We start from the raw sequence: 15,539 nt of genomic DNA, 5'->3' as shown, positions 1-15,539 counted from the left end.
ACAAGGCTAATGCTGAATATTGAGAGGTAAATTACTTCACCTGTGCACTTCTCATGTCTTTGCCTGCTTCCCAAATCCGGTATTTCACATCAACGCCTTGTGGCACATAAACCACAATTGGTAAGCGGCTGTTGTAGCGCTGCATGGCAGCATCACCCAGATTGGCGGCGATAAATTGCGGGCGGCGGGTGTTATCCGGGCAAGCCATCATGGTTGAGGCGGGTTCGGATATTTTATCCATCACCAGATAGTCAAAGCCCCAGCCAGATAAGGTTTTGGTTTCCAGATTGCCACCGAGCATATGGCGGTTGCAGTCAACTTCAATGGTTTTACCGATCAGCAACTCAACTTTGAAGCGGCTTTCGTCTTCTTGTGGCTCGAGGAAAATGACCTGGCGGCTCATGCCTTTTTCAGCTTGTGGGTAAGGCGCAATCTTCTCTAACGGCTGTTGTTGATTCAGTGGCGGCTCGGTTGCTGCAATAGTGCTGGCAGAGGCGGCCATTAACAGGCTGGTTATGGCGATTGACAGTCTTTTCATCTTTTGTCCCTATGATTTTAATTCCAGATGCAAAAATATCATCTATTCAACAGGGTGATTATAGGTGAAATCCGATTAGCTGATTTATCTATTTGATACCCTAAATAATTCGAGTTGCAGGAAGGCGGCAACTGAGCAACAAATTGGTCGGGAACCGATTTGAACAGCATTTATGCTAGCCCGCAGGGTGAGCCTCAAGGATGAGGCTCATTAATCCCCAGGAGCTTACACTGGTAAGTGACTGGGGTGAACGAAGGCAGCCAACGCACAAGCAGCTTGAAGTATGACGGGTATACTAAAGCTCGATTTCAATATCGCCCTTCGGCTGACAACAGCAGGGCAGGATCTCACCAGATTGAATAAACGCCAGCGGCTGCTGTTGATAGCAGACCTCGCCTTTCAGCAAGCGCAGGCGGCAGGAGCCACAATAGCCAGAGCGGCATTGGTATTCGATGGGTACCTGATGATATTCAAGCGTTTCTAGCAAGTTACGGCTGTTCGCGGGGCGGTTAAGTCGAGCACCGGTGGTGCTCAACGTCACGATATCCCCGTCATCTTTCAAGGTGCAGGGGTGTTGGCTGCTATCACTTACCCAAGTCATTGAGTTATCTCAACTCCTTGGGTTGATTCTGTTGCCGCTGCTGGATTAATGCAACAAGTGCAACTCGAAAGTTATTGGGGGTGGATTTCATGGATTACAGCTCGAAATCACTCAGGTCATCAGCACTGATTTCGGAATCAATCTGACCGACCAGATATGAGCTGACTTCAACTTCTTGTGGTGCAACCTGTACGTTATCAGACACTAACCAAGAGTTGATCCACGGAATGGGGTTGGTGCGGGTCGCAAAGGGTATACCGAGGCCCACGGCTTGCATACGAATATTGGTAATATATTCCACATACTGGCACAAGATCTCTTTATTCAGGCCAATCATAGAGCCGTCGCGGAACAGATATTCTGCCCACTCTTTTTCTTGCTCAGCGGCCAGTACAAACAGGTCATAACACTGTTGCTGGCATTCTATAGCAATTTCAGCCATTTCCGGGTCATCTTCACCGGCGCGCATCAGATTCAGAATATGTTGAGTACCGGTCAGGTGCAGGGCTTCATCGCGCGCAATCATTTTGATGATTTTGGCGTTACCTTCCATCAATTCGCGCTCGGCAAAGGCAAAGGAGCAGGCAAAGCTGACATAGAAACGGATGGCTTCCAGTGCGTTGACGCTCATCAGACACAGATAAAGCTGCTTTTTCAACTCGTGCAGATTAACAACAACAGTTTTGCCATTGACCTGATGAGTACCTTCCCCCAGCAGATGGTAGTAGCTGGTCATCTCAATCAAATCGTCATAATAGGCTGAGATATCTTTTGCGCGCTTGAGAATTTCTTCGTTGGTCACGATATCATCAAAAACAATCGAAGGATCGTTAACGATATTACGGATAATATGCGTGTAAGAACGCGAGTGAATGGTTTCTGAAAATGACCAGGTTTCGACCCAGGTTTCCAGTTCAGGGATAGAAATAAGTGGTAATAATGCCACGTTAGGGCTGCGCCCCTGAATGGAGTCCAACAACGTTTGGTATTTCAGGTTGCTGATAAAAATATGTTTTTCGTGATCTGGCAGAGCGTTGTAATCGATACGATCACGGGAGACGTCGATCTCTTCTGGACGCCAGAAGAATGATAGCTGTTTCTCAATCAGTTTTTCGAAAATAGCGTGCTTTTGCTGGTCGAAACGGGCCACGTTGACGGATTGACCAAAGAACATTGGCTCGAGCAACTGGTTATTTTTATTTTGCGAAAAAGTGGTATAGGCCATGATTTCCTCAGGGACGTACAAAGGATAAATAGTGCAAAGGGCGAATGAAGAAGCTCCGCGATAAGCGCATTTGGCTTCATCGCGGAGAGCCTAAACTAAAAATCAGATCTTACATGCACCGCCTTCACAGTCATCATCACCCGGCTGACTTTGAATATCTTCCTGCACATCATCAGCACCGTCACGGGTGTTTTGATAGTAAAGGGTTTTTACGCCAAATTTATAGGTGGTAAGTAAGTCTTTCAGCAACTGCTTCATCGGCACTTTGCCTGACGGGAAGCGAGTTGGGTCGTAATTAGTGTTTGCTGAAATTGCCTGATCGACAAATTTTTGCATCAAACCGACCAGTTGCAGATAACCGTCGTTATTGGGCATATCCCACAGCAGTTCGTAAGCATCTTTCAAGCGCTCATACTCAGGGACAACCTGACGTAGAATACCATCTTTCGAGGCTTTGATGCTGACATAGCCGCGTGGTGGTTCAATGCCGTTGGTGGCATTGGAGATCTGCGAGGAGGTCTCGGAAGGCATCAGCGCTGACAGCGTGGAGTTACGCAGGCCAAAGGTTTGAATATCTTTACGCAGCGTTTCCCAATCGTAGTGCAGTGGTTCGTTGCTGATGGCATCCAAATCTTTCTTATAGGTATCAATCGGCAAAATACCTTGCGAGTAAGTGGTTTCGTTGAACCACTGGCAAGCGCCTTGTTCACGGGCCAGCACATTTGAGGCTTTCAGCAAGTAGTACTGAATCGCTTCAAAAGTACGGTGAGTCAGGTTGTTAGCACTACCATCGGAGTAACGCACACCGTTCTTCGCCAGATAATAAGCAAAGTTAATCACGCCGATACCCAGGGTACGGCGACCCATTGCACCACGTTGTGCTGCGGCAATCGGGTAATCCTGATAATCCAACAGGGCATCCAGTGCACGCACCGCCAGCTCTGCCAGCTCTTCTAAATCATCAAGGCTCTCAATGGCACCGAGGTTAAACGCAGACAGCGTACAGAGCGCAATTTCGCCATTCTCATCGTTGATGTCATTGAGTGGCTTGGTTGGCAACGCGATTTCCAGGCACAGGTTTGACTGGCGCACCGGCGCAATTTTCGGATCAAACGGGCTATGGGTGTTGCAGTGATCAACGTTCTGAATATAGATACGACCAGTAGAAGCACGTTCTTGCATCATCAGTGAGAATAACTCAACCGCTTTAACCCGTTGCTTACGGATGTTGTCATCTTGCTCATATTGGGTGTAAAGGCGCTCAAATTCGTCTTGATCGGCGAAGAACGCGTCATACAAGCCAGGAACATCGGATGGGCTGAACAGGGTGATATCTTCACCTTTTAGCAGACGTTGATACATCAGTTTGTTGATTTGAACGCCGTAATCCATATGACGCACGCGGTTGCCTTCAACACCACGGTTGTTTTTCAGTACCAGCAGGCTCTCAACTTCCAAATGCCACATTGGATAGAACAGGGTGGCAGCACCTCCACGCACCCCGCCTTGTGAGCAGGATTTCACCGCAGTCTGGAAGTGTTTGTAGAACGGGATACAGCCGGTGTGGAAAGCTTCACCACCGCGAATTGGGCTACCTAGCGCACGGATGCGACCGGCATTGATACCGATACCTGCACGTTGTGACACGTATTTCACAATGGCACTGGAGGTCGCGTTGATAGAATCCAGGCTGTCGCCACACTCGATCAACACGCAAGAACTGAACTGGCGCGTCGGGGTACGGACACCGGACATAATCGGTGTGGGCAGTGAGATCTTAAAGGTGGAGACCGCATCATAGAAGCGTTTCACATAATCCAGACGGGTTTCACGCGGATAGTTCGAGAACAGGCAGGCGGAAACCAGCATATACAGGAATTGGGCACTTTCATAGATCTCGCCGCTGACACGGTTTTGCACCAGATATTTACCTTCTAACTGCTTAACCGCAGCATAAGAGAAGTTCATATCGCGCCAATGGTCGATGAAAGTGTCCATCTGTTCGAATTCTTCTGCGCTGTAATCTTCCAGCAGATGTTTGTCGTATTTACCCATTTCCACCATTTTCGTCACATGGGCGAATAATTTTGGTGGTTCAAACTGGCCGTAGGCTTTTTTGCGCAGGTGGAAGATAGCCAGACGTGCCGCCAGATATTGGTAATCTGGGGCATCACGCGAGATAAGATCAGCCGCCGCTTTGATGATGGTTTCATGGATATCGGCAGTCTTAATGCCATCATAGAACTGAATGTGTGAACGTAATTCTACTTGAGATACCGAGACGTTATGTAAACCTTCCGCGGCCCAGTCGATGACCCGGTGGATTTTATCCAGATTGATGCGTTCTTTACTGCCATCGCGTTTAGTAACAAGTAGGCTTTGGTTCATGTGTTCGTGACCTTTGTTCCCCTTACTCAGTGTCTGTACAGCACAAATTTACGCTCTCTATGATTAAGATAATCACTGAGGTCGTAGTATATTGTTCAGTATGTAAACACTATATGTAGGGGGTGGGTAGTAGATAGATAACAAGATAGTGATTATTGAGTCTTTTGGCAAGTGGACAACATTGCACAATTATGTGGATAACGTGGGGGTGAATTGTTACCAAAGGCTCTCAGGCTGCGTCATTGCTGGGGATTACCTACTGCTAATCTGGGGGATAAGATTTTACTGAAAATCTTAAAATTATGATCGTTTGCCGGTTTATTAAACATTAGCAAAAATGGCATAATTTAGGTTAATGGCAAAGTGCCCGCAGCGGTGAGAACAGGCGGATCGTAAAGCTGCCGTCAATACATCCCTGTAGGCGCGAGCCGCGCCCTCTCTGGCGCGGACGCTTTACTCTTCCGCCTATCCTCCCCTACCTGAGGTCGGGTCATCGAGGTTTGTCAGTTGCCGTTTCTTCTTTAGCTAATAGTGGTGGCCTTATTCGCTATCCCGTTGAGTATGCACCATATAATTTACATCAACGTTGTGGCCCAGCTTAAAGTGGTCTGTTATCGGATTGTAATGCAAACCGATAATGTGGCGTTCGAGCAGTGGTGTTTGGTCAACCCAGCCGATAAGTTCTGACGGCCGAATAAACTTTTTCGCATCATGAGTGCCTTTGGGCACCATTTTCAAAATATATTCTGCGCCAACTACCGCCATCAGCCAGGATTTGGTGTTGCGGTTGATGGTTGAGAAGAATACGTGGCCGCCGGGCTTGACCAATTCGGCGCAGGCGCGCACCACCGATGCGGGGTCGGGGACATGTTCCAGCATCTCCATGCAGGTGACGACGTCGTAGTGTTGCGGGTGCTTTTGCGCGTGGCTTTCGACAGTTTCTTGTACGTAGTCCAGTTTCGCGCCGGTTTCCAATGCGTGCAGACGAGCGACTTGCAACGGTTCGTAGCCCATATCCAGCCCGGTCACTTGCGCACCTTCTCGCGCCATGCTTTCAGCTAAAATACCGCCACCGCAACCGACATCCAGCACTTTCTTAGCGAAAATACCGCCAGCGCGCTGCAAAATGTAATCAAGGCGCAGTGGATTAATGCGATGGAGGGGTTTGAATTCACCTTCTAAATCCCACCAGCGGGAGGCAACTGCCTCAAATTTGGCGATTTCTTGTTCATCGACGTTCTGATTAAGGGGAGTGACATCTGCGCACATGATAGAGTTCTCACTGTTTTGTTTCTTTGCGCGGATTATACCCGTCATACTTCAAGCTGCATATGCGTTGGCTACATTCAATCACCCGAATCACTTACTTGAGTAAGCTCATCGGGACTCATTTACTTGCCGCCTTCCTGCAACTTGAATCATTTAGGGTATGCACATAACTCGTTTCGACAAACATCATGCAGTTTCGCCAAAATCTACGATTTGTGATATAGTTTCGTACCTTTAAATCCGGTAATTAGTAGAGGGATAGCGGCTCAATGAGCGACCTTGCCAGAGAAATAACACCGGTCAACATCGAGGAAGAGCTGAAAAGCTCCTATCTGGATTATGCGATGTCCGTTATTGTCGGACGTGCTTTGCCAGATGTCCGGGATGGACTGAAACCGGTTCACCGTCGCGTACTGTTTGCGATGAATGTACTGGGTAATGACTGGAATAAGCCATACAAAAAATCGGCCCGTGTAGTCGGGGACGTTATCGGTAAATATCACCCGCATGGTGACAGCGCGGTCTACGACACGATAGTGCGTATGGCCCAGCCGTTCTCACTGCGCTATATGCTGGTGGATGGGCAGGGTAACTTCGGTTCCGTTGATGGCGACTCCGCTGCGGCGATGCGTTATACCGAAATCCGTATGTCTAAAATTGCTCACGAATTGTTAGCGGATTTAGAAAAAGATACCGTTGACTTCGTGCCGAACTATGATGGTACGGAACAGATTCCCGCTGTAATGCCAACCCGAATCCCTAACCTGCTGGTTAACGGTTCATCTGGTATTGCCGTTGGGATGGCGACCAATATCCCGCCGCATAACCTTTCTGAGGTTATTGATGGCTGTCTGGCCCTGATCGAAGATGAAAACATCACTATTGATGGGTTGATGGAGTTCATTCCTGGCCCAGACTTCCCAACAGCCGCCATTATTAATGGCCGTCGTGGTATTGATGAGGCTTATCGTACCGGTCGTGGCAAGATCTATGTTCGCGCCCGTGCTGAAGTTGAAGCTGACGCTAAAACCGGCCGTGAAACCATTATCGTCCACGAAATCCCGTATCAAGTGAACAAGGCGCGGTTGATTGAAAAAATCGCCGAGCTGGTAAAAGAAAAACGTGTAGAAGGCATCAGCGCATTACGTGATGAGTCTGATAAAGACGGTATGCGTATTGTGATTGAGATTAAACGTGATGCCGTCGGGGAAGTGGTTCTCAATAACCTCTACTCACTGACCCAGCTTCAGGTGACTTTCGGTATCAATATGGTGGCTCTGTCGCAAGGGCAGCCTAAGCTATTGAACCTAAAAGAGATTCTGGTTGCTTTCGTGCGTCACCGCCGTGAAGTGGTGACTCGCCGTACCATTTTTGAGCTGCGTAAAGCGCGTGACCGTGCCCACATCCTGGAAGCACTGGCTATTGCACTGGCTAACATCGATCCGATTATTGAATTGATCCGCCGTGCAGCAACACCTGCTGAAGCGAAAACTGGCTTGATTGCCAGCCCATGGGAATTAGGTAACGTTGCCGCTATGTTGGAACGTGCCGGTGATGATGCTGCCCGCCCTGAATGGCTGGAAGCTGAGTTCGGTATCCGTGACGGCAAATATTATCTCACCGAGCAGCAAGCTCAGGCGATTTTGGATCTGCGCTTGCAGAAACTGACCGGCCTGGAGCATGAAAAACTGCTAGATGAGTATAAAGAGCTGCTGACCTTAATTGCTGAGCTGATCTTTATTCTGGAAAACCCAGAGCGTTTGATGGAAGTTATCCGCGAAGAGTTAGTTGCGATTAAAGAGCAATATAACGATGCGCGCCGTACCGAAATCACGGCGAATACCTCTGATATCAATATTGAAGATTTGATTAATCAAGAAGATGTGGTCGTGACATTGTCCCATCAGGGTTATGTCAAATATCAACCTCTGACTGATTACGAAGCTCAGCGTCGTGGTGGTAAAGGTAAATCGGCTGCGCGCATCAAAGAAGAAGACTTCATTGACCGCCTGCTGGTCGCCAACACCCACGATACTATTTTGTGCTTCTCCAGCCGTGGTCGCCTCTATTGGATGAAGGTCTATCAGTTGCCGGAAGCCAGTCGTGGGGCGCGTGGTCGTCCGATCGTCAACTTGTTGCCGCTGGAGCCAAATGAGCGTATCACCGCCATTCTGCCAGTGCGGGAATACGAAGAAGGTCGTCACGTCTTTATGGCGACCGCCAGCGGCACCGTGAAGAAGACCGCACTGACCGAGTTTAGCCGCCCACGCAGTGCCGGTATTATTGCCGTCAATCTGAATGAAGGCGATGAACTGATTGGTGTTGATCTGACCGATGGCACTAACGAAGTCATGCTGTTCTCTGCATTGGGTAAAGTGGTTCGCTTCCCTGAGTCACAGGTTCGTTCTATGGGCCGTACCGCGACCGGTGTACGCGGTATCAACCTCAATGGCGACGATCGGGTTATTTCTCTTATCATCCCTCGTGGTGATGGCGAAATCCTGACCGTAACTGAAAATGGTTACGGTAAACGTACCGCAGTGGAAGAGTACCCAACTAAGTCCCGTGCGACTCAGGGGGTTATCTCCATTAAAGTCAGTGAGCGTAATGGTAAGGTTGTTGGCGCGGTTCAAGTCGCACCGACTGACCAAATCATGATGATCACCGATGCCGGTACATTGGTACGTACCCGCGTATCAGAGGTAAGTGTTGTGGGGCGTAATACCCAGGGTGTGACACTTATCCGTACCGCTGAAGACGAGCATGTTGTTGGTCTGCAACGTGTGGCGGAGCCAGAAGAGGATGATGAAATCCTTGATGGTGAAGCATTGGAAGGTGAAGAGGGTAGCGAAGAGAATGCTGCACTGAACGCACCAGAAGATGAAGATGCTGCTGACGAAGCACAAGACGATGACAACGCATAATGCGTAGATGAAAACAGAAGCCAGCTTACGAGCTGGCTTTTTTATGCTGACTTTTTAATGAGTCATGGGTAGTGTATTGTGTAGGACACGCAGCCTGTCCGGCGATGCTTTCATCATGGTATCAGATTGAAATATCTCTCTTCATTTCGCACGACACTGAAAATATCCCGCTACTTGTTTCGGGTTCTGGCGGTTATGTTATGGTCGCTTGGTGCATTGCTAACCACTTTTTATATCCTGAATATCCTCAATGAGAAAAAATCAGATATCCGTCAGGAATATAATACTAATGCTGAACAGGCACAGAACTACATCCGTCACTCGGCTGATATTATCCGCGATATCAAGTATATGGCGGAGAACAGACTCAATCCTAAAACGGATGTTATTGATGTGACCGCAGGTGAGTTGATCAGTAAAAGAGTTGCGCCGCAGTACTATCCACTTAATAACGAATCTAATTGTGCCACCCTTAATTCATCTCACCACTCTTCATTGGATTCTCTTAGCAACCTAATCTTGTACTGGAAAGAGAATTTTGCGGCGGCGTATGATCTTAACCGGATCTTTTTGATTGGTAGCGATACCCAGTGCATGGTGGATTTTGATATCCGCAATACGCCGCTGGAACAGGGTAATCTGATTAAGTCACTCAACGAGCATATCTTAAAATATCGTGATGCAAATCATCAGGATAAAGACAGCACGTTGTATTGGGTGGTCGCGGGTGCCCGACCTGAGATTGGCACGTTATATGTCCTAACCCCTGTTTATGTGGGGAATAAGTTAGAAGCGTTGATCGGTACGGAGCAAACCGTTCGTTTGGAGGACTTTATCTCTTCCGGCCCGTTGCCCATTGGGGTGACTTTGCTAAATCAGGATAACGATCCGGTATTGCAGTTGGCCACAGGGGAGCGCAATGCCTCAATGCTGAATGTTTATCCCGACTCCCCCTCTTATTTTGGTTATGTCGATGATTATAACTCGCTGGTTCTGAAGAAGAATCTGCTGCCATCACCGCTCAGTATTGTCTATTCATTGCCCGTTAGAACAATAATAGAAACCTTTAAATTATTAATTTTTAATGCGTTGTTATTGAATGCTCTCTCTGCGGTGGTGATCTTTACTTTAGCCTGGTTGTTTGAACGAAAAATGTTCCATCCGGCAGAGGACAATGCGCTGAGATTGGAGGAACATGAGCAATTTAACCGCAAAATTGTGGCCTCGGCTCCGGTGGGCATTTCCATCCTGCGAATCAGTGATGGGACAAATATCCTCAGTAATGAGTTAGCACATAACTATATTAATTTGCTGACGAATGAGGATCGTGAACGTATCACGCGCATTATCTGCGAGCAGCAGGCTAACTTTGTCGATGTGATGACCAGTAATAATAATAATCTGCAAATCAGCTTCGTCCATTCCCGCTATCGTAATGAGGATGTGGCGATTTGTGTGCTGGTGGATGTCAGTTCACGCGTGAAAATGGAAGAGTCGCTGCAAGAGATGGCGGCGGCAGCGGAGCAGGCCAGCCAGTCAAAATCGATGTTTTTGGCGACCGTCAGCCATGAGTTACGTACCCCTTTGTATGGCATCATCGGTAACCTTGATTTATTGCAAACCAAAGAGTTACCGCATGGCGTTGATCGTCTGGTTACGGCGATGAATAACTCTTCTGGGCTGCTGCTCAAGATTATCAGCGACATACTCGATTTCTCCAAAATTGAGTCCGAGCAGTTGAAAATTGAGCCGAGTGAGTTCTCTACCGTAGAAGTGATTACACATATCACCGCTAACTATCTGCCATTGGTTGTCAAAAAGCGTTTGGGGCTGTACTGCTTTATCGAACCGGCGGTGCCGCGTTTGATGTATGGCGATCCGGTTCGACTGCAACAAGTGATTTCTAACCTATTGAATAACGCAATAAAATTTACTGATACGGGTTGCATTATTTTGCAGCTACGGGTTCGTGGCCACTATCTTGAGTTCCGGGTGCGCGATACCGGGGTCGGGATTAATTCACGCGAAATTAATCAGTTGTTTGATCCCTTCTTCCAGGTGGGGACTGGGGTACAGCGGCATTTCCAGGGAACCGGTTTGGGGCTGGCTATCTGTGAGAAGTTGATAAACTTAATGGACGGCGATGTTGAAGTTATCTCCGAACTGGGCATGGGCAGTATTTTTGCCATTCGTATTCCACTCTTTTTGGCTGATAATCAATATCAAGCCCAAAATGTTGTTCTCCCTGCGAGTGACCGTTGGCAAGGGAAAACCTTATGGTTGGATATCCGTAATGCGTCTCTGGAGAGCTATTTGCTGGATTTACTGAGCCACTTTGGTGCCACAATACGGCGTTGTGGTGATGAGGCGACACAGCGCGAGGAGGTGCTTATTTGTGATTACTTACCGCAAATAAATACGTCGCTATCAGCATGGATTCAGCTATCTATCGAACATATTGGCTTACCACAAGAGACGCGACCAGGTTATTGGTTACTGAGCACGTCTACGTTACTGGAAATTATTCCGCTGCTGGATAGAATTTTGTTGGGCCAACATCCGACTGAAACCACGCCATTACAGCTGCCAGCGTCAAAAACGGATCAGGCCGATAATGCCGATCTGCATATTTTGGTGGTGGATGATCACCCGATAAATCGCCGCTTGCTGGCTGATCAGCTTACCGCCTTGGGCTATCAAGTGATTACAGCAAATGATGGATTGGATGCATTGGCGGTTCTTAACGCGAATACCGTAGATATTGTACTCACTGATGTGAATATGCCGAATATGGATGGCTACCGTTTGACGCAACGTCTGCGGCAGTTAAATCATCATTTCCCTGTCATTGGTGTAACGGCTAATGCATTAGCGGAAGGCAAACAGCGGTGCATTGAAGCTGGGATGGATAACTGCTTATCCAAGCCCGTGACGCTAGATACATTGCGGCAGATGCTGCTTTACTATAGTGACAAAGTTCGTCGCTCACGTTAAAGCCTGCGTACTTGAAGTCACAGGGGGTTAGCTGCACTGCTCCCCGTATCACTACGTGAGTAAGCTCATCGGGACTTGCTCGTTTGCGGCCTACCTGCGACTCTAATTACTTTGGCTTATAGCGTTGGCACTTGAAGTTGCAGGGTTGTTATAACAGTAGTGGATGTACTGAAATAAATAAGCCCGGTGTTACTTAGCAAAAGTTGCAGAGTAAACCGGGCCTGGGAGCTGCGTTAATAAAGACTATTGATCTTTATCAACCTGGCTAATAGTGACAGATGAAAGATAGTTCAACAGGGCGATATCGTTATCAACGCCCAGTTTCAGCATGGCCGACTTCTTCTGGCTACTGATGGTTTTAATACTTCGATTCAATTTTCTGGCGATTTCCGTTACCAGGAAACCTTCAGCAAATAACCGTAAAACCTCACTTTCTTTCGGTGACAAACGTTTGTCACCGTAGCCATTGGCACTGATTTTTTCTAACAGCTTGGCGACACTTTCAGGGGTGAATTTTTTCCCTTTTTGTAATGCAGCCAATGCTTTAGGCAAATCGGCTGGTGCGCCTTGTTTTAATACGATCCCATCAATATCCAGATCCAAAACAGAGCTGAGAATAGCTGGATTATTATTCATAGTTAAAACAATGATAGCTAAATCAGGGTAATGCCGTTTTATATATTTAATCAGAGTGATGCCATCACCGTACTTATCCCCAGGCATAGAGAGGTCGGTAATTAGCACGTTAGCATCAAGCTTTGACAAATTGTTAATAAGCGAGGTGGAGTCTTCAAATTCTCCAACAACGTTTACCCACTCAATTTGCTCAAGTGACTTACGGATGCCAAACAAAACAATTGGATGATCATCAGCAATTATTACATTAAGGTTGTTCATGGTTATGGGTTACCTTGCTGCAACAGCCGAGTGATGAAAGAATCAATCTGACTGATGCTATTCTCGATCTTTAACCGATCGCCATCTGCAATATGCAGTTCTAATGTTTCACATAGCTGTTTGCCGAGAACCAGATTCAGCATGGCAAATACGCCTTTCAACCGGTGTGCAGTCTGCGAAAGCGATATGAAATCACGTTGCTGAAGCTCAGTATACAGTTTCTTCAGATCTACCGGTACTGTCTCAACAAATAAGGAATAATAGTCACTGGATTTTAGCTGTTGCTCATAAACACTAATATCATCCTCTGCAATGGGTTCTGGCTCTTTGTGCGATTCATCTGATAGGATTCGCTGCTCGATTAATAATAATATTGAATCAATAACTGCACTGCCCAAATTATAATTTACCCGAATATAGTTGTCTTGCAACTGTTGAAATCCTGATTCATCAGAGGCCAACAATAGGGTGTAATTGTCATAGTGTTGTGGGTTGTCAGTTAAGGTTACATCGTAATCCCGCCCCGGCAGGCGGTCATCGGCGACGATGCAGTTAGCGCCAAATGAATTAAGCAATGTCGTAATGATTGAGCGCACTTCTTCTGAGGTTATGTCTAATAGTGCGGTGACACCATCCAATAACTTCTCTTGCTCTTCCTGTTCTACATTTTGTATAGGCATAGTTATATGAATAGTATAACGAGTGCCTATATCTACTTTGCTGCGAATTTCTAATTTTCCGCTTAATTTTTTACATAATTGGTTACATAAAAAGAAGGTTAACCCCGAACCATGATTGTATCTATCGACCAACGCTTGACTTAAAAAAGGATAATTAAGATTACTTATCTCTTCATCTGAAATACCCACACCCGTATCTGTTATTTGGATAATCAATTGTTCCGGTCGGTTCGGCTCATGGCCAACATTGAGCGTTATCTTGCCGTAAGCGGTTGTGACGATAGAGTAATGTAATAGTAATGAAAGTATTTTGTATAATACTTTCTCATCGCCGAGGTAATTTTGATCCATATTGACATGATAATGATTGAAAAGGCTCAAGCCCTTTTGGTTAATCGCGGGCAGTACCTCAAGCAATAGCGAGTCAATCAATGCCGCCAGAGAGAAAGCCTGTTGTTCTGTCTGCCACTCCTGGGTTTCCAGTCGGGTGAGCAAAGTAATATTATCAATCAGCTCAATGATAACGTCAGACTGTTCAACTATTCTGGCTGCCAGATCCTGTTGCAACTGCGGATCGGTAGTAATTTGCAGGTCATGCGCCATCTGATTGAGTTTACTGATCGGCTGATTTAGCTCGATTCCCAGATTGTGCAGCATCAGTTTGCGTGCTTGTAGATTTTTATCGTATTCACGCCTCGCCTGTTGCAGTTTTTTGTTCACCAGCACTTCTTTATCCTGATCATGCAGCAGGAAAAGATAGGTTTCCGTTGAGATATGGCTACGGAACATGCGGATTTCGTAAACTTCGTTATTTACCGTCCCCTGAATCACGCCGTGGTGCTGTTCCGCCATGTGGACGATTTTTTGCAGGTTTAGATGTGGGATCAGATTGTCGGCTATCTTATTGCTGGCAACCACGCTGCCGTTACTGAAGTTATAAACCAATAACCCTTGCGGCAAGCTGGCGATAATCTCTTGATTTAGCGATTTCTGTGATTCAAGTTGCTCGGCCATATCTGTGCTTGGCAGCACATATTGGCGGCGAATAAAGTAGATACCCAGAACCGCCAGTACCAGTAATAAAATATTGCTCAGGATGAGCCACGAGTTGTTTCTCAGCAGATCGATTGCCAGCACACTGAGGGGAACGCGATAAACAATTTTCAGTATTGCGTTGGTCAGCGGGGCTGAAAATTCTACCCACGAGCCATTTAATCTTACACTGGTCGCTGCAATGTCTTCAGCTACCACGCCTTCATTTATTGGTGTTTTATCCTGTTGCAGTAAGAAGTTGGAGCGCGCCATATTCGGTGGGATTAAATCATTAATCGGCAGGTCAAAGGCGATGACAGTGGCTAAATGCCCTGGATGGTTAAATGTGGTTCTCAGCGTGAAATAATAAGCATTCTGAAAACGCAATTTACGCAGAGGGGAGAAACTTTCCCGCTCGTCCAGTGTATTGGCTTGTTGTAGCATTTCTGCACGACGCGATTCAGCCGAAGCCGTAAGGTAACTCTCTTTAAAGCGCGAGGTGACTTCTTTTAATGCCTGGGTCGTTACCAGAATCAGGCTATTGTCCTGACCATTAAGGTAGTACATCGAGTAGGTGTCGTTCTGTGAGCCCCAGTGGCTGTCGAGGTAGTCAGACATCTGTAATGTCATTGTCAGCGTCGCCGGATCGTGAGTGCCGAAAATAACGGCATCCGTTTTCCGCCGTGGCTTCTCAATGTAGTAAATATCGGGGCGCAGACGGGTTTCTTGAGCTGCAGATGTGACGGCATTAGCCATTATCGGGTTGTTGGCTAAATCATATATCTGATAGGTATGATAACGGTAATCATCAATCCGCTGTTGCAAACCGGTAGCGATAGCAGTTAATGAATATTTTTTTTCGCTCAGATAGGCATTGGTGTAGTTATAGCCATACAGGCCCACCGTAATGAGTATCAGCACGATAAACAGCCAGAAACAGCGGGTGATATTCGCTGAGTTGATAGATAACGAATTATTTTGCATAGCGATA

The 15,539-nt window shown here is 46.9% G+C and carries 9 protein-coding genes; 2 read left to right on the top strand and 7 right to left on the bottom strand.

Features of this window, described 5'->3' with window-relative positions:
• Positions 1-31: 31 nt before the first annotated feature.
• The 5 genes from eco to ubiG all read right to left on the bottom strand — a co-directional run bounded on the left by eco (position 32) and on the right by ubiG (position 6,021).
• A complete protein-coding gene (gene eco / locus AT01_RS05670; RefSeq protein WP_042546421.1) occupies positions 32-538 on the bottom strand; it encodes a serine protease inhibitor ecotin in 507 nt (168 codons plus the stop codon).
• Positions 539-833: 295 nt separating this feature from the next.
• Positions 834-1,139 (bottom strand): class I ribonucleotide reductase maintenance protein YfaE, encoded by a 306-nt coding sequence (yfaE, locus tag AT01_RS05665; RefSeq protein WP_042546420.1) that lies wholly within the window; start codon positions 1,137-1,139, stop codon positions 834-836.
• Positions 1,140-1,233: 94 nt separating this feature from the next.
• Entirely contained in the window at positions 1,234-2,364 is a 1,131-nt protein-coding gene (nrdB, locus tag AT01_RS05660; protein WP_004704617.1) for a class Ia ribonucleoside-diphosphate reductase subunit beta, read from the bottom strand.
• Positions 2,365-2,466: 102 nt separating this feature from the next.
• Positions 2,467-4,752: a class 1a ribonucleoside-diphosphate reductase subunit alpha gene (gene nrdA, locus AT01_RS05655; RefSeq protein WP_042546419.1), complete on the bottom strand. Its 2,286-nt coding sequence runs from the start codon at positions 4,750-4,752 to the stop codon at positions 2,467-2,469.
• A gap of 540 nt (positions 4,753-5,292) precedes the next feature.
• Positions 5,293-6,021, bottom strand: coding sequence for a bifunctional 2-polyprenyl-6-hydroxyphenol methylase/3-demethylubiquinol 3-O-methyltransferase UbiG (ubiG, locus tag AT01_RS05650; RefSeq protein ID WP_042548508.1), 729 nt, complete (start codon positions 6,019-6,021; stop codon positions 5,293-5,295).
• Between the two features lie 269 nt (positions 6,022-6,290).
• Here ubiG and gyrA point away from each other — a divergent pair, with 269 nt between their 5' ends.
• Entirely contained in the window at positions 6,291-8,945 is a 2,655-nt protein-coding gene (gyrA, locus tag AT01_RS05645) for a DNA topoisomerase (ATP-hydrolyzing) subunit A (RefSeq protein ID WP_042546418.1), read from the top strand.
• 126 nt (positions 8,946-9,071) lie between these two features.
• Positions 9,072-11,939 carry a two-component system sensor histidine kinase RcsC gene (rcsC, locus tag AT01_RS05640; protein WP_042546417.1) on the top strand — a complete coding sequence of 956 codons (2,868 nt, stop codon included), beginning with the start codon at positions 9,072-9,074 and terminating at the stop codon, positions 11,937-11,939.
• Positions 11,940-12,182: 243 nt separating this feature from the next.
• Here rcsC and rcsB read toward each other — a convergent pair whose 3' ends face one another.
• Together rcsB and rcsD are read right to left on the bottom strand one after the other, a co-directional pair.
• Positions 12,183-12,836: a response regulator transcription factor RcsB gene (gene rcsB / locus AT01_RS05635; protein ID WP_004704622.1), complete on the bottom strand. Its 654-nt coding sequence runs from the start codon at positions 12,834-12,836 to the stop codon at positions 12,183-12,185.
• Between the two features lie 2 nt (positions 12,837-12,838).
• Positions 12,839-15,532, bottom strand: coding sequence for a phosphotransferase RcsD (rcsD, locus tag AT01_RS05630; protein ID WP_042546416.1), 2,694 nt, complete (start codon positions 15,530-15,532; stop codon positions 12,839-12,841).
• Positions 15,533-15,539 lie beyond the last annotated feature (7 nt).

Source organism: Yersinia aldovae 670-83 (assembly GCF_000834395.1).
Taxonomy (GTDB): Bacteria; Pseudomonadota; Gammaproteobacteria; order Enterobacterales; family Enterobacteriaceae; genus Yersinia; species Yersinia aldovae.
Note: the sequence above shows the minus strand (reverse complement) of the source record. Positions and strands in the feature narration are given on the sequence as shown.